Origin of the sequence: Clostridium fungisolvens, from assembly GCF_014193895.1 — a bacterium.
In the GTDB taxonomy this organism is placed as follows: domain Bacteria; phylum Bacillota; class Clostridia; order Clostridiales; family Clostridiaceae; genus Clostridium_AR; species Clostridium_AR fungisolvens.
Map to the genome: position 1 here is coordinate 536,890 of NZ_BLZR01000001.1, position 21,855 is coordinate 558,744.

Annotated in this window: 16 protein-coding genes; 14 read left to right on the plus strand and 2 right to left on the minus strand. The window is 32.0% G+C overall.

Translation table 11 applies throughout. The features are described 5' to 3' along the window. Positions 1 to 127: 127 nt before the first annotated feature. Positions 128 to 2,179 (minus strand): penicillin-binding transpeptidase domain-containing protein, encoded by a 2,052-nt coding sequence (locus tag bsdtw1_RS02070; protein ID WP_183275947.1) that lies wholly within the window; start codon positions 2,177 to 2,179, stop codon positions 128 to 130. 448 nt (positions 2,180 to 2,627) lie between these two features. Here bsdtw1_RS02070 and bsdtw1_RS02075 point away from each other — a divergent pair, with 448 nt between their 5' ends. The 14 genes from bsdtw1_RS02075 to bsdtw1_RS02140 all read left to right on the plus strand — a co-directional run bounded on the left by bsdtw1_RS02075 (position 2,628) and on the right by bsdtw1_RS02140 (position 21,236). Further along, entirely contained in the window at positions 2,628 to 3,692 is a 1,065-nt protein-coding gene (locus tag bsdtw1_RS02075) for a BMP family lipoprotein (protein ID WP_183275948.1), read from the plus strand. 482 nt (positions 3,693 to 4,174) lie between these two features. Continuing rightward, a complete protein-coding gene (gene rpoN, locus bsdtw1_RS02080; protein WP_183279710.1) occupies positions 4,175 to 5,542 on the plus strand; it encodes an RNA polymerase factor sigma-54 in 1,368 nt (455 codons plus the stop codon). 244 nt (positions 5,543 to 5,786) lie between these two features. After that, positions 5,787 to 6,830, plus strand: coding sequence for a sugar-binding transcriptional regulator (locus tag bsdtw1_RS02085; protein ID WP_183275949.1), 1,044 nt, complete (start codon positions 5,787 to 5,789; stop codon positions 6,828 to 6,830). Between the two features lie 390 nt (positions 6,831 to 7,220). Further along, positions 7,221 to 8,237, plus strand: a complete 1,017-nt coding sequence (gap, locus tag bsdtw1_RS02090; RefSeq protein WP_183275950.1) for a type I glyceraldehyde-3-phosphate dehydrogenase — start codon at positions 7,221 to 7,223, stop codon at positions 8,235 to 8,237. A 109-nt stretch (positions 8,238 to 8,346) separates the two neighbouring features. Beyond that, complete coding sequence (locus bsdtw1_RS02095) at positions 8,347 to 9,525, plus strand: phosphoglycerate kinase (RefSeq protein WP_183275951.1); 1,179 nt, start codon at positions 8,347 to 8,349, stop codon at positions 9,523 to 9,525. Positions 9,526 to 9,730: 205 nt separating this feature from the next. After that, positions 9,731 to 10,477 carry a triose-phosphate isomerase gene (tpiA, locus tag bsdtw1_RS02100; RefSeq protein WP_183275952.1) on the plus strand — a complete coding sequence of 249 codons (747 nt, stop codon included), beginning with the start codon at positions 9,731 to 9,733 and terminating at the stop codon, positions 10,475 to 10,477. A gap of 532 nt (positions 10,478 to 11,009) precedes the next feature. Then, positions 11,010 to 12,545, plus strand: coding sequence for a 2,3-bisphosphoglycerate-independent phosphoglycerate mutase (gene gpmI / locus bsdtw1_RS02105; protein ID WP_183275953.1), 1,536 nt, complete (start codon positions 11,010 to 11,012; stop codon positions 12,543 to 12,545). Positions 12,546 to 13,334: 789 nt separating this feature from the next. Continuing rightward, positions 13,335 to 14,060 carry an amino acid ABC transporter ATP-binding protein gene (locus tag bsdtw1_RS02110; RefSeq protein WP_183275954.1) on the plus strand — a complete coding sequence of 242 codons (726 nt, stop codon included), beginning with the start codon at positions 13,335 to 13,337 and terminating at the stop codon, positions 14,058 to 14,060. Between the two features lie 23 nt (positions 14,061 to 14,083). Further along, positions 14,084 to 14,896: a transporter substrate-binding domain-containing protein gene (locus bsdtw1_RS02115; RefSeq protein WP_183275955.1), complete on the plus strand. Its 813-nt coding sequence runs from the start codon at positions 14,084 to 14,086 to the stop codon at positions 14,894 to 14,896. Then, positions 14,896 to 15,621 carry an amino acid ABC transporter permease gene (locus tag bsdtw1_RS02120; protein WP_183275956.1) on the plus strand — a complete coding sequence of 242 codons (726 nt, stop codon included), beginning with the start codon at positions 14,896 to 14,898 and terminating at the stop codon, positions 15,619 to 15,621. Before bsdtw1_RS02115 ends, bsdtw1_RS02120 begins: the two co-directional genes overlap by 1 nt. Next, the gene (locus bsdtw1_RS02125; protein WP_371874642.1) at positions 15,618 to 16,265 is read left to right on the plus strand and encodes an amino acid ABC transporter permease; all 648 of its coding nucleotides are present in this window, start codon (positions 15,618 to 15,620) and stop codon (positions 16,263 to 16,265) included. The genes bsdtw1_RS02120 and bsdtw1_RS02125 overlap by 4 nt, the downstream gene beginning before the upstream one ends. Before the next feature lie 796 nt (positions 16,266 to 17,061). Next, positions 17,062 to 18,357 carry a phosphopyruvate hydratase gene (gene eno, locus bsdtw1_RS02130; RefSeq protein ID WP_183275957.1) on the plus strand — a complete coding sequence of 432 codons (1,296 nt, stop codon included), beginning with the start codon at positions 17,062 to 17,064 and terminating at the stop codon, positions 18,355 to 18,357. A 274-nt stretch (positions 18,358 to 18,631) separates the two neighbouring features. After that, on the plus strand, positions 18,632 to 18,859 hold the full coding sequence (gene secG, locus bsdtw1_RS02135) for a preprotein translocase subunit SecG (protein WP_183275958.1): 228 nt from the start codon (positions 18,632 to 18,634) through the stop codon (positions 18,857 to 18,859). Positions 18,860 to 19,208: 349 nt separating this feature from the next. After that, positions 19,209 to 21,236: a sodium-translocating pyrophosphatase gene (locus bsdtw1_RS02140; RefSeq protein ID WP_183275959.1), complete on the plus strand. Its 2,028-nt coding sequence runs from the start codon at positions 19,209 to 19,211 to the stop codon at positions 21,234 to 21,236. Between the two features lie 267 nt (positions 21,237 to 21,503). Here bsdtw1_RS02140 and bsdtw1_RS02145 read toward each other — a convergent pair whose 3' ends face one another. Then, positions 21,504 to 21,668, minus strand: a complete 165-nt coding sequence (locus tag bsdtw1_RS02145; protein ID WP_183275960.1) for a rubredoxin — start codon at positions 21,666 to 21,668, stop codon at positions 21,504 to 21,506. Positions 21,669 to 21,855 lie beyond the last annotated feature (187 nt).

Genomic DNA, 21,855 nt, shown 5'->3' on the forward strand with positions numbered 1-21,855 from the left:
CCTATATGAGATGCCTTTTGAATTTATAATTTGGAACTTGTACATCTGCTCTGCAAAGTAGATAAACTAATTCAATACCTAAACTCCATCCATATAAAGATTTCGGATGGAACTAGTATAGCTTTATCTATGACCCTATAGAGTAACTTAATATGTTTTTTACCTTAGGAACTAGATATTTAGTTCCTCCAATTGACTTAGCATCTTCCATTATCATAGATACAACGACTTTAGGGTTGTCTACGTTCATACCTACAAACCAAGAATTTTCTTTGCCGGTTGTATCATTTTGGCTTGTTTTAAGTTCGGCAGTACCTGTCTTTCCGCCTATGTTTACGCCATTTATTTTAGCTAGATTTGCAGTAGCAGAAGGACTATTTACAACAGATACTAAATCATCTTTTAAAATAGATAAGTTCTCCTTTTTTATTGCGCCTTCTTTCCATACCTTCCCTTTGTTCTTATCATTAAGTTCTAGAATCGGAGTCATTATATTCCCGTCATTCACAACTGGGCTGTATAGAAAAGCTGCTTGAAGAGGTGTTATAAGCAGTTCACCTTGCCCGTATCCGGTATCCGCAAGAAGTTCGTCAGTTTTTATACTATTGTCATTTGATAGTTGATTTTTTGCCATAGGATAGGCAAATGGGAACTCTTCTCCTATACCAAAGGCCTTTGCGCCTTCTGTAAATTTATCTTTTCCTATTTTTAAAGCTTGTTGTGCAAAATATATATTATGTGAGTATATTAAAGCATCTCTTAAATTTATAGGCTTTCCAGGGTCTACCATTGTAGTTACTTGTTTACCTCCCCAGGAACTATCTTTTTGCCAACTTGTACCCTTAATATCAAGTGTTTCATCAGGATTAATTATTTTATTGTTTAAGCCTATTGAAGCTGTAACTAATTTGAAGATTGATCCAGGAGCATAAGCATTATTAAATCTGTTGTCAGACATATCCTTCCATGAAGAATCAAGTTTGCTTTTTATGCTGTTTGTTTTATAAGTTACAAATATATTAGGGTCATAAGATGGAGAACTAACGAGAGCTAGAACTTCACCTGTTTTTGGATTTATTGCAGAAGCTGCCCCTTTTTGACCACTCATTTCATTATAAGTTTTTTGTTGTAAAGCTAAATCGATAGAAAGTTGGATGTTTTCACCAGCAACAGCATCTTTCTTGGCGATTATAACCTCAGTATCTTTATCATTCACTTTTCTAGATATATAAAGTTTTAAACCATCTTGGCCTTTTAGTCGTTTTTCAAAAATTTGTTCTAGGCCAGCTTTACCTATATAACTAGTGTTGCCGTAGCCATTTCCTTTGTTCTTTTCTAATTCTTCTGAAGTAATAGGTGCGATGTATCCGATTAGTGAACCAATAGCTTCTCCACCATTATATACTCTAGAGGATTTTTCTAAGTACTTAACACCAGGTATTGAGATAGCTTTTTGAAGCTTGTCTTTTTCTCCTAAGGAGATATCTACCAATGGTATAAATTCATCAAGTTTATTTTCAGCCCCTTTAATCTTATCATTTATAAAATCAACACTTAGGTCTAGAGTTGAAGCAAGAAGTTGAATGCTAGAATCTTTTGAAGGAAGAAACTTTCGAGGGTGAATTCCAAGAGAAGCAACTTTATCGTTGTATGCTAATTTAGTCTGTGATCTATCAGTTAATTCACCTCTAGTAGCAGAGATTCTTTGGATTTTAACTTTTTCTCCCTTTTCCATCTGAGGAAATATAAGTTTTTCACTCCACTGAATTTTCCAAAGATTGTCCTTATCTTTCTTATCAGAGTTTTTTATTAAGGTTAGATTGTAATCCTTAATATCTAGTTTTCCAAAGCTGCTATCCATTGATAAATCAAAGGGAATGTTAATAGTCGACTCTTTAGATTTATCTGCTTGCGATAAATCTTTAGCGGTAATGATAATATTATCACTTTCAAGACTTTTATATATACTATCGTACTTGTCTATAAAATCTTTTTCTGTTATATAACTTTTTGATTTATCGTCTAAAAGTGAATAGAAGGTCTTATAATCTTTTTTGACTAATGATTCCTTAAATTTATTGAAAGCATCTGAGGGTTTTTCTTGCTTAGAGCAACCAAGAATAGATAATGGTATTAATAAAATAATAAAAGTTAAAAGAATTTTATTGAACTTTTTCACAATAATTACCTCCTAGAAATTATTATTAATTCTTTATATGAAAGTTTTTGAAATTAAATGGTTATTCATCCGATGCTCTTTAGATGAACAACTCTATGATTAAATTTATATTTTTAAAAACTCTGCTTAAAACCCAGCAGAATTTTTAAAAATAGTTATAAGATTAGAGTTGTTCATCTTTAATGAGCTTACGCAAAGACAATTGAGTGATGTAACTAATAGCTAACAAAATTATAACATAAAATTCCTATATAGTATTAATATGTAATAATAATTCATTTAATTTACTAGAATAATAAACTCATATTGTCGTAAATTATATCTATATAGATAAAGCACTTCACTAATGAATTAGTCATAAGATTAGTTTTAAATTAAAAGTTAATCTTCATAATTGAAGGAATTTATCTTGATTTTTAATCCATCATCTAAGTTTGGAGGGGTTAATGTGAAAAATAGGATATTTAACTTTTTATTAAGTATAATTGTCATATCTAGTATGTTAAGTGCATGTAGCAAGAAAGAAGACTCATCCAACGGCGGGAAAAGTAAAAAAGTAAAGATATCTTTAATAACAGATGAGGGTGGAATAAAGGATAGATCATTTAATCAGGCGGTTTATGAAGGGGTTGAAAAAGCTTCTAAAGATTTAGGTATAACAGCAAATGTAATAGAATCAAAAAGTAAAGATGATTTTCAAAAAAATATAGATAAAGCAGCAAAAGATAGTGATTTAACCTTCGGAGTAGGATATGGAATGGTAGATGCTATAACCAAGGCAGCTAAGAATAAAAGTGACAAGAATTTTGTTATTGTTGATGCTATGATTGATGCGCCTAATGTCAAGTCGATAACTTTTAGCAACGAAGAAGGGGCATTTTTAATGGGAATTATAGCTGGCAAAATGACTAAAACTAATAAGGTAGGTTTTGTTGGAGGAACTGAGACGCCAATTTCAGAAAGTTTTGAAGTTGGATTTGCATGTGGAGTAAAAACTGTTAATCCACCAGCTTTTGAGCCTATAATAAGCAAAAAGAATGTTAGATACGTAGGAAGCTTTACTGATAAAGATAAGGCATATAAACTTGCTAAAGAGTTATATGATAAAGATTGCGATATAATATTTCACGCTGCAGGAACTGCAGGAGAAGGAGTTTTTAAAGCTGCAAAAGAAACCAAGAAGTTTGCAATAGGTGTTGATACAGACCAAGGTGAGATATATGAAAAATACACTGATGTAATTTTGTCTTCAATGGTGAAAAATCTAGATAAGGTTGCATATCAGGCTTGCCAAGAAACTATAGAAGGAAAATTTAGAGGCGGGGAAAATAATGTTGTAAAGCTAGGATTATCTGGTGGAGGGATAGAAGTGGCTAAATCTACCTCTAACAATACCCCTAAGGAAATAATAGAACTTGTAGAAAAATATAAAGCAGAAATAATAAGTGGCAAGTTCAAGGTTCCTACTAGAACTGAAGAAGCAAGAGAATTTAATCCTCCTCTTATACAATGATAATTGTTGTAAGATTAAAACTCTAATATATTGATTTAAGTTAAAATTTTTATGGATGAACCACTTCATGTTAAATTTATATTTTCAAATTCTCTTCTCAAAGCCTAGAAGAGTTTTAAAAATAAATTTCGGATTGAAGTGTTTCATCCTTAAATATACATAAACCAGTTCCAAATAAAATCTAAATTAATAATTAAGTTACCATTAGTGGTTAAAATAGCTTTTAATATGAGGTAGTTTATTTTTAGAGTACAAAAAGAATTAAAGTGATATACCTTTAATTTATAAAGATATATCACTTTAATAAAAATAAACTACTTTAAAACCTTACACTTGTTATTTTTATGATTTTAAAATAGAATAAAATTATAGGATTTTTAGTTTGGATATGGCTATTAATTGGTTGGAAATACTAATTTTAGGGATGTTTTAACTTTAGAGCCCTTTAATATATGAAATGATGAAGAGGTATTTATATGGGGATGGAGTTATCGTTTAAATTAACCCAAGAACAAAGATTAATTTTAACTCAAAAAATGCAGCTTTCAATAAAAATACTTCAAATGTCCAATATAGATTTAGTTCAGTATATTGAAAGAGAGTATTCGGAAAATCCTGTTCTTGAAGCTGAGTATAATAATAATTATCAGGAAAAAGCTGAAATTAATGATAGGATAGATTACAAAGAAATCATAAAGTATTTGGAATTTGATAACTATGGTGCTCAATCTTCTTCAAGTTATGATGAAGAAGTATCACCATTTATGTTTATTTCTTCTAAAAAATCATTAAAAGATCATCTTCATGAACAAGTCTTAATTTTAGATATAGATGAATATATGAAAAATATATGTGATTATATTATTGAAAGTATAGACAGCAAGGGATACTTAGATATAAGTTTAGAAGCTTTGAGCAACGAAATAAATATATCCGATGACTTAGCAGAAGATGCACTTTATATAGTGCAGAATTTAGATCCTGTTGGTATAGGTGCAAGAGACCTAAAGGAATGTCTTAAAATCCAGCTTATGCATAAAGGTATATTAGATGAAGTCTTAGAAGTGATTGTAAACGAACACTTAGAGGATATTGCTGAAAATAAATACAATAATATAGCAAAGAAACTTGGAATAAGTGTACAAGATTCTCAGGAGTATGGAGATCTTATTAAAACTTTGGAACCTAAACCTTCAAGAGGGTTTTATACAGGTGATGAAGAAAAGTTTATAATACCAGATGCTGAGATAAGAAAATTAAATGATGAGTTCATAATTATTATGAATGAAAGAGTTTTGCCTAGCCTCACAATCAATCCTTTATACAAGGAGATTATTTCACAAAGTAAAGATAAGGATGCTGAGAGCTATGTAAAAGATAAGATAGATAGTGCTATGTTTTTAATTAAGAGTATTGAGCAAAGAAAAAGTACTTTGCATAAAGTTTTGGAACGTATAGTTGATAAACAAAAGGAATACTTTGAAAAGGGTGAACAATACTTAAGACCAATGACTTTAAAAGAAATAGCTGAAGAATTAGATATACATGAATCAACTGTAAGTAGAGCAATTAAAGAAAAGTATATTTTAATTTCTAGGGGGACTATAAAAATAAAAGATATGTTCACTACTGGAATACAAGCACAAGGTTCAGGAGAAGACTTAGCAGTAATAAATATAAAGAATGCAATTAAAGAGTTAGTGGATGCAGAAGATAAAAGGAAACCACTTTCAGACCAAGCTATATGTGATGAACTGAATAAGAAAGAAATGAATATTTCCAGAAGAACTGTAGCAAAATATAGAGAGGAAATTGGTATAAAGTCTTCGAGTAAAAGAAAGAGATTTTAATTTACATAAAATAGAATGATTTAAATATATTAAAGTAACTACTTTAATGCCAAAATGGAAATGGATAGTTTATTTAAGTGTGGAATGCTATTCTATCTATGGTTTTAAAGTAGTTATTAATTTGATACTTTTTGGTAAATATTTTCTAAATCAACTTTTAAAATATGGAATGTTGGTTTATAATATTATTTGTGGGACATAAAAGTATTTAGTGGGACGTTGAAGGGCCAAAGGAGTGTTTTTCTTGCAAGAAATATTGAAGCTACAAAAAAAGATAGTGCCTGAACTAGTGGAGCTACTTGAGAAAAGATATAGCATCTTAAGAGCTATATATTACAATCAACCAATAGGAAGAAGAATATTAGCTAACATGTTAAGTTTAGGAGAAAGAATAGTAAGAACAGAGATAAATTTTTTAAAGTCTCAAGGATTGATAGAAATAAATACTCCAGGTATGACAGTAACAAAAGATGGAGAAGAAATCTTGGAAAACTTAAAAGGTTTTATTCATGAAATAAAAGGATTGTCAGATGTAGAAGAGTTCATTAGAAAGTCTCTTGGAACAAAAAAAGTAATAGTAGTTCCTGGAGATATGGATATTGATAATTCAATAATAAAAGAACTAGGAAAAGCAGCTGCTAATTATGCTAAATCCATCATAAAGAGTGGAAACATAATAGCTATTACTGGAGGAAGTACAATAAAAGAAGTTATAGATAATTTTCCTAAGATGAGTAATATTCACAATGCAATGGTGGTTCCAGCTCGAGGCGGTATGGGGAAAAAAGTTGAAACTCAGGCAAATACACTTGCTGCTAGGCTGGCGGAAAAATTAAATGGAAGCTATAAGATGCTTCATGTTCCAGAGAATTTAAGTGAAGAAATATTAGAAACTATTATTCAAGAAAAAGAGATAAAGGACGTAATTGATACCATTCATAAAGCTGATGTACTGGTATATGGTATTGGTAGAGCGGACAAAATGGCACTAAAAAGAGGTTTATCACAGGAACAATTTGATAGACTAACAAGCTTAGGAGCTGTAGGTGAAGCTTTTGGATTTTATTTTGATAAACAGGCTAAGGTTATAAGTGTAAATCAAACCTTAGGGATAAATATAAATGATGTAAATAAAATATCTACTCATATTGCAGTGGCAGGTGGGAAGAATAAAGTAGAGGCCATCCTTGCTACCGAATTAAACAAAAGCAACGGTGTTCTGATTACAGACGAAGGTGCTGCAATGAAGATTATAGAATATTTAAGTGGAAGTAATAACCAGGAATAAAATAAAACTATTTAAAAAAACTATAGTAGTATATTTAGCTAGTTAAGGTGTTTGTGATATAGGGATATTTTTTAGCAATTTAGATTGTATGGAGTTACAATATTTGATTAATAGTGATAATAATTTAATATATGGTTTAATTTATAACAAATTTACCATTAAAATCGCAATCTTTCCTTAAATAAAGTAAAATTTACAGTTTTTTTTAAAAATACTATTTAAAAATTCCTTTAAATAATCTATAATAGACATGTGGGACGAAATAATATTCACTGGGAGCATTAATGACCAGCTTATTGTTTTGATCAAACTAGTAACTGTAAAAAAGTTATAAAGTATTTTTACAAATATTTTAAATAAAAAAATTATATCTTTTAGGAGGTACTTTCAATGGCAAATATTAAAGTAGCAATTAATGGGTTTGGACGTATTGGACGTCTTGCATTCAGACAAATGTTCGGTGCAGAAGGATATGATGTTGTTGCAATCAACGACTTAACAGATCCTAAGATGTTAGCACACTTATTAAAATATGACTCATCTCAAGGTAGATATGATGGAACAGTAGAAGTTAAAGAATCTTCTATAGTTGTAAATGGAAAAGAAATTCAAATATATGCAAAAGCTGATGCTGCAACACTTCCTTGGGGAGAAATCGGAGTAGACGTAGTACTTGAATGTACTGGTTTCTATGTATCAAAAGCTAAATCTCAAGCACACATCACTGCAGGTGCTAAGAAAGTTGTTATATCAGCTCCAGCTGGTAACGATCTTCCAACAGTTGTTTACAATGTAAACCATGATATATTAACTGCTGATGATCATATAATTTCAGCTGCATCATGTACAACTAACTGCTTAGCTCCAATGGCTAAAGCACTTAACGATTATGCAACAATTCAATCTGGTATAATGTCAACAATCCATGCTTACACTGGAGATCAAATGGTATTAGATGGACCACACAGAGGTGGAGACTTCAGACGTGCTAGAGCTGCTGCTGTAAACATAGTTCCTAACTCAACTGGTGCTGCTAAAGCTATAGGATTAGTTATTCCAGAATTAAACGGAAAATTAATCGGTTCTGCACAAAGAGTTCCAGTTCCAACTGGTTCAACTACAATATTAACTTCAGTTGTTAAAGGAAAAGACGTTACAGTTGAAGGAATCAATGCTGCTATGAAAGCTGCTTCAAACGAATCATTCGGATACACTGAAGAACAATTAGTTTCTTCTGATATCGTTGGAATGAGATTTGGTTCATTATTTGATGCAACTCAAACTATGGTTTCAAAAATCGGAGAAGATTTATACCAAGTTCAAACTGTTGCATGGTATGACAACGAAAACTCATACACTAGCCAAATGGTTAGAACTATAAAGCACTTCGCTAACTTCTTAAAGTAATTTTAAGTATTTAGTTAAAAGTATTTAAACATCAAAAATAGGTCTGGTTTTGTAGTTATGGCTATAAGGCCAGACCTTTTTAAATTATAAAATTAAGAGGTGAAAATCCATGAGTTTCAATAAGAAAACAATTGAAGATATCGAAGTTAAAGGTAAAAGAGTATTAGTAAGATGTGATTTTAACGTTCCACTAAAAGATGGCGTTATAACAGATGAAAACAGATTAGTTGGAGCACTTCCAACAATAAAATATTTAATAGAAAATGGTGCAAAGGTTATACTTTGCTCACATTTAGGAAAAGATGCTTCTAAGTCATTAGCTCCAGTTGCTACAAGATTAAGCGAAATGCTAGACAAAGAAGTTGTTTTTGCTGCTGATGAACAAGTAGTTGGCGAAAATGCTAAAAAAGCTGTAGCAGAAATGAAAGAAGGAGACGTTGTTCTTCTTGAAAACACTAGATTCAGAAAAGAAGAAAGCAAAAACGGAGAAGAATTATCAAAGGAATTAGCTAGCCTTTGTGATGTATATGTTAATGATGCTTTCGGAACTGCTCATAGAGCACACTCATCAACTGAAGGAGTTACTAAGTTTGTAGATACAGCTGTATGTGGATACTTAATTCAAAAAGAATTAAAGTTCTTAGGAGAAGCTGTAAACAATCCAGTTAGACCTTTCGTTGCTATATTAGGTGGAGCTAAGGTTTCAGATAAGATAGCTGTTATAAACAACCTATTAGATAAAGTTGATACTATAATAATAGGTGGAGGAATGGCTTACACATTCCTAAAAGCTCAAGGATATGAAATCGGAAGCTCACTAGTAGAAGCTGATAGATTAGATTATGCTTTAGAAATGGTTGAAAAAGCTAAGGCTAAGAATGTTAATTTCTTATTACCAGTAGACCACAGAGTAGCTGCAGAGTTCAAGGATGTTGAACCTAAGGTTACTGAAGATCAAAACATCGAAGCTGGATTTATGGGATTAGATATCGGACCAAAGACAGAAGCTTTATATGCTGAAGCTATAAAGGATGCTAAGACTGTAATCTGGAACGGACCAATGGGAGTATTCGAATTTGAAAACTTCAACAAGGGAACAGTTGCAGTTGCTAAGGCTATGGCTGATGCAGATGCTACAACAGTAATAGGTGGAGGAGACTCAGCTGCTGCTGTTAACATATTAGGATTTGGAGACAAGATGACTCACATCTCAACTGGTGGTGGAGCATCACTTGAATTCTTAGAAGGAAAAGACCTTCCAGGAATATCAGCTTTAAACGATAAATAGTAGATTTTATTAGTGTGGGGGGCGGCTTTTGTCGCTCCCTATAAACTAGTAAGTCTATTTATATATGTTATAAAAGAAAAAGTTTAAAATATAACTTTTTTATTCTTATAAATATAAAAAGTTAACAATTTTTTGATTTCGTGAGGTTTAGGCTTTACTGAAGTTAATAACAATCAACAACAAATATAATTTAGAGGTGAAAGATATGAGAAAAGCAATAATCGCAGGAAACTGGAAAATGCATTACACTGTTGATGAAGCAGTTAAGTTTATAGAAGAATTAAAGCCATTAGTGGAAGGTGCTGCTAGTGAAGTAGTTGTTTGCCCAACATTTGTGGCTTTAGATGCTGTTAAAAAGGCAGTAGCTGGTACTAACATAAAAGTTGGAGCTCAAAACATGCATTGGGAAGAAAAAGGCGCTTTCACTGGAGAAATAGCTCCAGGTATGTTAGAAGCTTTAGCTATAGATTACGTAGTAATAGGACATAGTGAAAGAAGACAATACTTTGCTGAAACTGATGAAACAGTTAACAAGAAGTTAAAGGCTGCTTTTGCACATAAGATAGTTCCAATACTATGTGTTGGTGAAAGCTTAGAAGAAAGAGAATCAGGAAAAACTAATGCAGTTATAGAAGCTCAAATAAAAGTTGACTTAGCTGGATTAACTAAAGAACAAGTTGAAGAATTAGTTATAGCTTACGAACCAATCTGGGCTATAGGAACTGGTAAAACAGCTACATCAGAACAAGCTAACGAAACAATTGCTGCTATAAGAAAGATGGTTGCTGATATATTTGGAGCAGAAGCTGCTGATAAGACTAGAATCCAATATGGTGGAAGTGTTAAGCCTTCAACAATAAAGGAACAAATGGAACAATCAGACATAGACGGTGCTTTAGTTGGTGGAGCAAGCTTAGTAGCAACTGACTTCGCAGGAATCGTTAACTATTAGGATATAGCTATATTTAATAATTGAATTAGAATTAAGGTGTCACTCCTCAAAGCAGTAACGCCTTAATTTTAGCAATAATATTAAATTGAGTTTTAGATGGATACAATAGTAACAGGCAACTAATACCAATTGTTTGTTGCTATTGTTTTTTGTTTTATACCATATTATAATTGTGATTATAGATGTAGCACTTCAACTTGAAAATATAAATTTTATTATGAATTGATACATCCGTAGAACATAGTCATAAAAGAAGTGTAGTTTTTAGAATAAAAGTATACTTAAAAATCTTTAACATAATTGTAAAGAATTTTAAAGATACTATATAAAAAAAGCTATAGGTTAATTTGCAAAACATATATAGTGTTTTTGTTATGAAAATGCTAATTAAGGGATTTCTCTTAGAGATGCAACGCTTCGAGTGAATTGTTATTTCAAAATTATTTGCAGTTTTGTACACAAATAATTTGATCATATAATAAGCATGTGGAGCAGTGTATCAAACAAAATGTTTATAAATATGGAGGGTAATATGACTAAAAAGCCAGTAATGTTAATGATATTAGACGGATTTGGAGTAGCTCCTAAGTCAGACGGAAATGCTGTAGAAGCAGCTAATAAGCCAAATTTCGATAGATACTTTGCAGAATATCCACATACTACAATTCAAGCAAGTGGTATGGATGTAGGTCTACCAACTGGACAAATGGGTAATTCAGAAGTTGGTCACTTAAATATAGGTGCAGGAAGAATAATATACCAAGAACTTACAAGAATAACTAAAGCTATTGAAGATGGAGATTTCTTTGATAATGAAGAATTAAATCTTGCAGTAGATAACGCTTTAAAGAATGATAGTGCATTACATCTATTAGGACTTCTTTCTGATGGTGGAGTTCACTCACATATAGATCATATAAAAGGATTATTGACTTTAGCTAAGAAAAAAGGATTAACTAAAGTTTATGTTCATCCTTTCATGGATGGAAGAGACGTTGCTCCGTCATCAGGTAAGGGATTTATAGAAGATTTAGAAAGCTATATGAAAGAAATTGGAGTAGGTAAGATCGCTACAGTTAGCGGAAGATACTACGCTATGGATAGAGATAATAGATGGGAAAGAGTTCAATTAGCTTATGATGCAATAGTAAATGCTAAGGGTGAAACAGCTAACAGTGCAGTAGAATGTATGGAAAGCTCATACCATGATAACAAGACTGATGAATTTGTTTTACCATGTGTTATATTAGAAGATGGACATCCAACTGGCAACATTAAAAACGGAGATTCAGTAATATTCTTCAACTTCAGACCAGATAGAGCTAGAGAAATAACTAGAGCTATAAATGATAAAGAATTCGCTGGATTTGAAAGAGAAACTTTAAATCTTACTTATGTTACTATGACCCAATACGATAAGAGTTTGGAAGGGGTACATGTAGCGTACAAGCCACAAACTATCACAAATACATTAGGACAATATGTTGCTGATAAAGGCTTAAACCAATTAAGAATAGCTGAAACTGAAAAATACGCTCACGTAACTTTCTTCTTTAATGGGGGAGTTGAAGCTCCAAACAAAGGTGAGGATAGAGCTCTTATACCTTCACCAAAGGTTGCAACTTATGACTTGAAGCCAGAAATGAGCGCGTATGAATTAACTGAAGAACTTTTAGCTAAGTTAGATTCAGATACTTATGATATGATAATCCTTAACTATGCTAACCCAGACATGGTTGGTCATACTGGAGTTTTCGAAGCAGCTAAGAAAGCTATTGAAGCTGTAGATGAATGTGCTGGTAAGGTAATAGAAAAGGTTCTTGAAAAAGACGGTACTGTATTTGTAACAGCTGACCATGGTAATGCAGAAGTTATGATAGACTTCTCAACAGGTGGTCCTATGACTTCTCATACAACTGAGCCAGTTCCATACTTATGGATAGCAAACAATGCTAAGGGTAAAGAACTAAGAGAAGGCGGAAGACTTTCTGATATAGCACCAACAATGCTTGAAACAATGGGCTTAGAAGTTCCAGCAGAAATGACAGGAAAAACACTTATAAAGTAATAATATAAGATTAAAATAAAAAGACTTCTCGTTAAGAGATGTCTTTTTATTCTTTAGGAAATTATATTTCAATTATATCTGTGGATATAGAGTTCCTAGCTCAACTATTAATTTATACATGCCTAAAAATCCCCAGAAACCGGGATTTTCAAACAAGTATAAATTAAGTTTCGATATAGGAACTCTTTAATTATGCGAACAGACTTAAGACATAGTATAAGTTAAAGAATAAAAAAGAAGAATATGTCGCCTGTAAGATTCTTCACATACGTTCAGAAAAGGCAGATGCGCAAAAAAATTACTAAAGAAGATCGCTTTAGTAATTTTTTATTTTGCTTCAAATTAAGAATTGTGTTGAATTTGAAATCAATTTAATAATAGATATGCAAGTAAGAAGGTATTGTAAATTACGAATTTATTAACTAAAGGCATTAATCTTCACTTCATAACTTCAAAAGTTAAAAAAATGTAAAGAATCTAATGAGACATATATTTACAAAGTAATAAAATAGAGAAAGGTATAATGCTATTTTCATAATGTAAAGGTTTATCATAATGATAAATATAGAATAATGATAAAAAAATGCAGGAACGAATCTATAATTATGCAAAGTTTTGAATATTTATTGACTAGATAACTTTAACTTGATAATATATAAATAGGTAAAATATTTAGTTTTTATACAGATTATTATTAAAAAAATAATGATATTTTTGATATAACGATAAAAATATAGTAGACTTAATAACGTTTTTAAATTTGGGGATTTAGTTAAAAGGGGGACTATTATGATTAAACTTGAAAGAGTAAACAAGCATTTTGGAAAGTTACATGTGTTAAAGGATATAGACTTAACTGTAAATGAAGGGGAAAAGTTAGTAGTTATCGGGCCAAGTGGCTCTGGAAAAAGTACTTTAATAAGATGTATTAACTTTTTAGAAGTACCAACTTCAGGTAAGGTTATAGTAGATGGGGTTGACCTTACTGCTCCTAGAGCACCTATTACAAAAGTTAGGCAGTCAGCGGCTATGGTATTTCAAGGTTTTAACCTATATCCTCACAAGACTGTACTTGAAAACTTAACACTTGCTCCAATTAAAATACAGAAAGTATCTAAAGAACAGGCAGAAAAAACTGGGCTTGAGTATTTAGAAAAGGTTGGATTAAAACATAAAGCAAATGCATATCCATCACAGTTATCTGGAGGACAACAGCAAAGAGTTGCAATTGCAAGGGCTCTTAACATGCATCCTAAGATAATACTTTTTGATGAACCAACATCAGCTCTAGATCCAGAAATGATACAAGAGGTTCTAGATGTTATGGTTAACTTATCTCATGAAAAAATAACAATGGTAGTTGTTACACATGAGATGGGATTCGCAAGACAAGTTGCAGATAGAGTTATATTTATGGATGGAGGAAAAATAATCGAACAGGGGACACCAGAGCATTTCTTCAAAAATCCTACACATGATAGAACAAAAGCTTTCTTAAGCAAAATTTTAAGATAATAAGATAATTAGGGGGTAAAAAAATGAAAAAAATAGCTTCAATTCTAGCTCTTGCACTTACACTTACTTTAGCTGGATGCTCATCGGCTCCAAGTAAAACTGCTTCAAACAGTGGTACTAGCGGTAAACCAGCGGATATACAGAAAATTATTGACAGAGGAACTCTAAAAGTTGGGGTAAAAGTAGACGTTCCAAAGTACGGTTATAAGGATCCTAGTACAGGAAAAATTGATGGATTTGAAATTGATATAGCAAAAGCTGTAGCAAAGAAAATACTAGGGGATGAAAATAAGGTTGATTTACAAGCTGTAACAGCTAAAACTAGAGGACCGCTTTTAGATAGTGGAGAAATAGATATGGTAGCTGCTACATTTACAATAACTGAAGAAAGAAAAAAGAGTTATAACTTCTCTGATCCATACTTTACAGATGGAGTAGGTTTGTTAGTTAAAAAGGATGCAGGAATAAGTAGCTTTAAGGATTTAAATGGTAAGAAGATAGGTGTTGCTCAAAGTTCCACAACTAAGAAGGCGTTACAAGAAGAAGCTGATAAGCAAGGTATTAAGGTAACTTTCTCAGAATTTGCAAGTTATCCAGAGATAAAAACAGCTTTATCTTCTGGAAGAGTTGATTGTTTCTCAGTTGATGGTGCTATATTGCTTGGATACTTAGATGATAATACTAAGATATTATCTGATAAATTTAGTCCTCAAAACTATGGTATAGCTTCAAAGAAGGATAATACTGAGCTTGCTAAAGTTATAAATGAAACCATCGCAGAAATGAAGTCATCAGGAGATTTACAAAAGTTAATCGATAAGTGGGGGCTTAAATAATGAATGGTCCTTTCGCCTGGTTTAAATGGCAAGCAGTATTCACTGATTGGAGAGTATTTTTTGATGGTTTCGCCATGACTCTTAAAGTGTCTATTTTAGCATTGTTGCTAGCTTTAGCTGTGGGCGTGTTGTTTGGAATATTCTCAACCTCTAAGATAAAAGTACTAGAGATAATAAGTAGAATATATGTAGAGTTTATACAAAATACTCCATTGCTTATACAGGTATTCTTTTTATACAACGGACTTCCACACTTAGGTTTAGTTCTGTCAGTTTTCATAATAGGTGTATTGGGAATTGGTATGTATCATGGAGCTTATATTGCAGAGGTTGTAAGAGCTGGAATAGAGTCTATAAACAAAGGGCAATTGGAAGCGGCTTACTCTCAAGGGTTCTCTTACTGGGAGGCTATGAGATATATAATACTACCTCAAGCTAAAAATGTAATGCTTCCACCTATGACAAACCAAGCAGTTAATCTTATAAAAAATACATCTATACTTTCAATAATAGCTGGTGGAGACTTAATGTATCAGACAGATTCATGGTCTAGTGCTAATCTATATTATGGACCAGCCTATGTTATTACTGGTTTACTATATTTAGCGTTATGCTTCCCACTAACTAGCCTTGCTAGAAGCTTAGAGAATAGAGAGAGTAAAATGCTTCGTAGAGATGCTGTCGAAGAAATTGAGTTAGACTATAAAGAGGAGGCAACTGCATGATGAATGGATTGTTTTCTTTTGCTAATATAAAATTCATACTTCAGGGGTTTGGTCTTACCCTTTATATAGCTATAATAACCATAATTCTAAGTATGATATTTGGTACAATACTTGGAATACTTAGAAGTACTTCTAAAGGTATTCCTGGAAAATTGGCAGCATTATATATTGAGATTGTGAGAAATACTCCAGCGCTTTTATGGATTTTAGTTACAAGGTTTATTGCAAATATGAAACCTGTAAATGCGGGAATATTAGCACTAACTATATTTACGTCCTCTATAATAGGAGAGATCGTAAGAGGTGGGCTTAATTCCATTAAGAAAGGTCAATGGGAAGCAGCACATTCTCAAGGGTTTACTAATATTCAGACTCTTAGATATATCATAATACCACAAGCCTTTAAGAATATGATTCCTGCTCTAGTATCTCAGTATATTACTGTAATAAAGGATACATCATTCTTATGGGGTGTTGGGATAGAAGAAGTTACAGGAAAAGGAATGATTCTCATGGGAATGTACGCAAGTACAACACAAGTGTTCCTTATATTTGGTACAATTGCGGTTATGTATTTCGTAGTGAATTATATCCTGTCTGTAGTATTTAGAGCTCAGCAACAAAGATTAATATTGCAAGTATAATTTTCTCGTAAAGGGCAATAATGTAGATATGTTAAGCTTTCAACTATAATATAAAGATATTTTATGAGAAATATGTTATAAAGATAAATCACTTTATAGGTTGTGCTTTGTATATATAAAGTGATTTATCCATACATATTAATGGTCAAAATTAAATAGTAATTCACTACATGTTTGTTTGAAAATGCCAGCTTAACGGTATTTTCAAGCATACATTTAAATAGTGGTGCTAAATCTCTATGTCCCCCATAGAGTTGCCTCCTGGATTTGTTTCTAGGAGGTTTTGTTTTTGTGTATATAAATAATTTATTAGATACAAAATTAATAAATATAAAGATTAAAAAAAACAAAAAAATACTATTTTAAAAATATTGAAAAGAATAGAAGGTGAAACAAAAGATAAAGATATAAAGGTCGGAAATAACAGAGTTGAATTTCAACAATACTCTCAAAAGTAGCCTAAATTTAAAGTTATAAAAAATATTAAATGTATAAAGTTTTTTGCAGAAATATAGTAAATATGATAGAAATGAAAGAAATAATTTATAAAAGTCAACTTAAGTTGTTAGAATATTGCAATTTAAATGTGAATTGTAATGAAAATTATTATCAAGTGATTGAAAAAGTTATTTATTTGTTTTATAATAAATTTAACCAAATGAGGAAATGCAATAATAATTTACTAAAATAAAGAATAAAAATATTATTAATGCACAAACTTGTAATAGTTAAATACTTTTTTAGAGATAATACTATAGGTACTTATTTACCTATGATAATAAAGGAGGAAATAATAATGAAACAATATGTTGAAATCGTAGATGTGCTTGCAAGACAAATTTTAGATTCAAGATGCTTCCCAACTGTAGAGGTAGAAGTAGTTCTTGAAGATGGTACAATAGGAAGAGCAGCTGTTCCATCAGGTGCTTCAACTGGTATTTATGAAGCTGTTGAATTAAGAGATGATGATAAAACTAAATATCAGGGAAAAGGTGTTCTAAAAGCTGTTCAAAACGTAAATGAAACAATAGCGACAGAGCTTATTGGAATGAATGTTTTTGACCAAACATTAATAGATGAAAGTTTAATTGTATTAGATGGAACTGATAACAAAAGTAAATTAGGAGCTAATGCTATTCTAGGTGTTTCTTTAGCAGTTGCAGATGCTGCAGCTAAGTACTTAGGACTTCCATTATATCAATATATAGGCGGAGTAAATGCTAAGGTTTTACCAGTGCCTATGATGAACATAATCAATGGTGGAAAGCATGCTGATAACTCAGTAGATTTACAAGAGTTCATGATTATGCCAGCTGGTGCTCAAAGCTTCAGTGATGCATTAAGAATGAGTGCAGAAGTTTATCATTCATTAAAGAAAATATTAAATGACAAAGGCTATGCTACTGGTGTAGGTGACGAAGGTGGATTCGCTCCAAATCTTAAATCAAATGAAGAAGCTTTACAAGTTATCATAGAAGCTATCAATAAAGCTGGTTACAAACCAGGTGAAGAAATCTTCATAGCTATTGACTGTGCTTCCTCAGAATACTATAAAGATGGTAAGTATGTTTTAGAACATGAAGGAAAGACTTTAGATGCTACTGAAATGGCCGATTTCTTAGCTGCTTGGGTTGAAAAATATCCAATAATCTCAATCGAAGATGGTATGGCTGAAGAGGATTGGGAAGGATGGAAGGTTTTAACTGATAAGCTAGGAGGAAAGATTCAATTAGTTGGTGATGACTTATTTGTTACTAACACTGAAAGATTATCAACTGGAATTCAGAAGAAGGTTGCAAACTCAATACTAATTAAGCTTAATCAAATCGGTACTCTAACTGAGACTTTGAATGCTATAGAGATGGCTAACAGAGCAGGATATACTGCTGTAATTTCTCATAGATCAGGTGAAACTGAAGATACAACTATAGCAGATCTTGTTGTAGCTGTTAATGCAGGTCAAATCAAGACTGGTGCTCCAGCTAGATCAGAAAGAGTTGCTAAGTACAATCAATTACTAAGAATTGAAGAAGAATTAGATGAAATTGGAGAATATAGAGGATTAGGTGCATTCTTTAACATAAAGAAATAATTTCACTTAAGCATAAAAAAGCAGTTATCTTATTGGTAACTGCTTTTTACTGCAAAGAAAGATTTCCTCAGAGACCTTTTTATCATGCCATACAACTAATTATTGTAAATAATATTAGGGTATGCTATTATAAAATCATATGTGTATGGTTTTATAATCTATACAGTCGCAATATTTTAATTTATAATTATAGTATATAAGTTAACCTAAGGTTGAAAGTATAGTTAAATTATGCAAAAAGATGAAAAGCTAATGAATGCAGGAGGTGACTATAATGCATAACGTTTTAACAGCATTAGAAGTTATTATTGGAATAATCATAATAGTATCAGTATTACTACAACCAAGCAAAGCTGATGCGCTAAGCGGATTAATCCAAGGTAAAAGCGAAACTTTTTACTCTAAAAATAAAGGAAGAACAAAAGAAGCTGCACTTAGAAATGTTACTATAATTGCATCAATATTATTTGCTCTAAATACAGTAGCTCTAAACTTTATATAATAAGTTTGATATAAAGACTGACCAAATTTGGTCAGTCTTTATATTTGTGCTATTAAAATCATATAAAAATATTATTCTTTAATGCATCTATGTGAGAAGATTATTTAATTATAATATCTAGCTCGTAGAGTGTCTCAGGCATGAACGCTTGATTTTAACAACAATATTAAACGCAACCTAAATTCAATCTAAGTACCTTAAATTTATCTATAATATTAAACATATTCGGAGCAAGAAACAAATAATTCATACAAATAACTGAATATTCAGAAATTTAACCTTAAATACACAGGAAATTAGTTTTATATATGATATAATGTATTTGATAGACTTAAATGGAGGAATTTGTATGGATTATCTAATAGTTTCTGTCCTAACAGGTCTACTGGCTTTAGCCTTTGCTTTTATGCTGCGTAGTAGCATAGTTAAAAGAGAGGTAAAAAACGAAAGAATGAATGAAATAGCTGGATACATTGAAGAAGGTGCAATGGCTTTTTTAAGAAGAGAATATAAATACCTAGCTGTATTTATAGTAGTTGTTGCTATCTGTCTCGGAATATTTGTTCATATACAAACTGCAATTTGCTTTGTAATTGGCGCCTTATTTTCTATAGGAGCAGGTTTTTTTGGAATGAAGGTTGCAGTAAAAGCAAATGTAAGAACTACTGAAGCTGCTATGAGAGGAATCAAAGAAGCCTTAACTATAGCATTTTCAGGTGGATCTGTTATGGGAATGTGTGTTGTAGGCTTAGGGATACTAGGACTGGGGCTGCTTTCCATAATATTTGACTTAAAAGTTGAATACATCACTGGTTTTGGATTTGGTGCTTCATCTATAGCTCTATTTGCAAGAGTAGGAGGAGGTATTTATACAAAAGCTGCAGATGTAGGGGCTGATTTAGTTGGAAAGGTCGAAGCTGGCATACCAGAAGATGACCCTAGAAATCCAGCAGTTATAGCAGATAATGTAGGAGACAACGTGGGAGATGTGGCTGGTATGGGGGCTGACTTATTTGAAAGTTATGTAGGTTCAATTATTTCAGCAATCACTTTAGGAGCTGTTATTGAACTGACTTCAGGGAAAGAAGGGATATTATTCCCTATAGCTGTATCCTGTGTTGGTATAATAGCTTCAATTATAGGTTCATTGGTAGTTAAGAATTTAAAAGGAGATAATCCTCAAAAAACATTAAATACTGGTACGTATACAGCTGGAGTTATTATGATAATAGGCTCTGCTATATTTAGCAATACAATGTTTGGTAGCTTTAAACCATTTGGTGCTGTAATCGTTGGCATTTTAGTTGGGCTTGCTATAGGTAAAATAACTGAAATATATACTTCTTCTGATTATAAGTATGTACAAAATATAGCTAATCAATCAGAAACAGGACCTGCGACTAATATAATATCAGGACTTTCAGTAGGTATGAGATCTACAGTAGCTCCTGTAATACTAATATCCTTGGGTATTTTAGTTGCTTACTTTGTAATAGGTGGAAGAGATAACTCGATGATAGGGCTCTATGGTATAGCTCTTTCTGCAGTAGGGATGCTTTCAACTACAGCTACAACAGTAGCAGTGGATGCTTATGGACCTATTGCTGATAATGCTGGCGGGATAGCTGAAATGGCTGATTTGCCTGAAGAGGTACGTAATATCACAGATAAATTAGATTCTGTAGGAAATACTACAGCAGCTATTGGTAAGGGATTTGCTATAGGGTCTGCGGCTTTAACTGCATTAGCACTATTTGCGTCTTATGCTCAAGCTGTAAATCTAAAGGTTATAGATTTATTGAATCCACTTACTCTTATAGGACTTCTTATAGGATCTATGATTCCTTTTATATTTGCTGCACTAGCAATGGAAGCTGTAGGAAAGGCTGCAAATAACATGGTAGAAGAAGTAAGAAAACAGTTTAGAGAACATCCAGGAATAATGGAGGGAACAGAGAAACCTAATTATACTAGATGTGTAGATATATCCACTCAAGCAGCATTAACACAAATGGTATTACCAGGAATTATAGCTGTGGCTGTACCGATAGTTATGGGAATGTTATTTGGCACTGAAGCACTTGCAGGTACAATTGCTGGAGCTGTAGGCACTGGTGTACTTATGGCTGTAATGATGGCCAATGCAGGAGGAGCTTGGGATAATGCAAAGAAGTATATAGAGGCTGGCGCTCATGGCGGAAAAGGAAGCTTTGCTCATAAGGCAGGAGTGGTAGGGGATACAGTAGGGGATCCTTTTAAGGATACTGCAGGTCCGGCTATGAATATATTAATAAAACTAATGACTATAGTTTCTTTAGTTTTTGCTACGGTGATTGCGAACTACGGTGGCATAATCTCTAATTTATTTTCTAAATAGATTTATTTAACTAAAAGATGTTTGAAGAAAATCAGACATCTTTTTTTCTTTATAAGAGATTATAAAGTTAACCAATAAATAAATCTGGTAATATCAATTACTATGTTAATTTTTTTGAGTTACATAGATAAAAATGTTGGTATATAGTTTTTTATCAATTCTTAAGAAAACACGAATGACAAAAAATCACTAAGGCTAACGCCCTAGTGATCATTTGTTGTGAATAGTATTAAAAGAGTGAGGTCGGTTTTGAATAGGAAGTAAGTATTAATATTCTAGTTCTTCAAACATATCTAAGGGCTCCCCGCAAATCGGGCAAAGCCAGTATTCTGGCAAAGCTTCAAAAGCTGTGCCTGGTACTATATCTTGAGAACTATCGCCAATAGCCGGGTCATAAATATAACCACATTCTATGCAAACGTATCTTTTCATGACTTCCTCCTATGTAGCTTGTGAATTCATTATAATACATATAAAAACAAATATCAATAGAAAATTATTATTAATTAATAAATTCTTTAAAGTTAAAATTAAGTTGTCATTTCTCCGATGCTTTAATGAATTTCGCAAAGAATTAATATGATTTTCTACAATGAAATAGCTAAAACTGTATAACTCA

Bases quoted from the DNA above. Each gene is read 5' to 3' on its own strand.
- bsdtw1_RS02145 (WP_183275960.1), bottom strand. From the start codon at position 21,668: ATGAAAAGATACGTTTGCATAGAATGTGGTTATATTTATGACCCGGCT.
- eno (WP_183275957.1), top strand. From the start codon at position 17,062: ATGAAACAATATGTTGAAATCGTAGATGTGCTTGCAAGACAAATTTTA.
- bsdtw1_RS02095 (WP_183275951.1), top strand. From the start codon at position 8,347: ATGAGTTTCAATAAGAAAACAATTGAAGATATCGAAGTTAAAGGTAAA.
- gap (WP_183275950.1), top strand. From the start codon at position 7,221: ATGGCAAATATTAAAGTAGCAATTAATGGGTTTGGACGTATTGGACGT.
- bsdtw1_RS02140 (WP_183275959.1), top strand. From the start codon at position 19,209: ATGGATTATCTAATAGTTTCTGTCCTAACAGGTCTACTGGCTTTAGCC.
- secG (WP_183275958.1), top strand. From the start codon at position 18,632: ATGCATAACGTTTTAACAGCATTAGAAGTTATTATTGGAATAATCATA.
- bsdtw1_RS02115 (WP_183275955.1), top strand. From the start codon at position 14,084: ATGAAAAAAATAGCTTCAATTCTAGCTCTTGCACTTACACTTACTTTA.
- tpiA (WP_183275952.1), top strand. From the start codon at position 9,731: ATGAGAAAAGCAATAATCGCAGGAAACTGGAAAATGCATTACACTGTT.
- bsdtw1_RS02125 (WP_371874642.1), top strand. From the start codon at position 15,618: ATGATGAATGGATTGTTTTCTTTTGCTAATATAAAATTCATACTTCAG.
- rpoN (WP_183279710.1), top strand. From the start codon at position 4,175: ATGGAGTTATCGTTTAAATTAACCCAAGAACAAAGATTAATTTTAACT.
- bsdtw1_RS02120 (WP_183275956.1), top strand. From the start codon at position 14,896: ATGAATGGTCCTTTCGCCTGGTTTAAATGGCAAGCAGTATTCACTGAT.
- gpmI (WP_183275953.1), top strand. From the start codon at position 11,010: ATGACTAAAAAGCCAGTAATGTTAATGATATTAGACGGATTTGGAGTA.
- bsdtw1_RS02110 (WP_183275954.1), top strand. From the start codon at position 13,335: ATGATTAAACTTGAAAGAGTAAACAAGCATTTTGGAAAGTTACATGTG.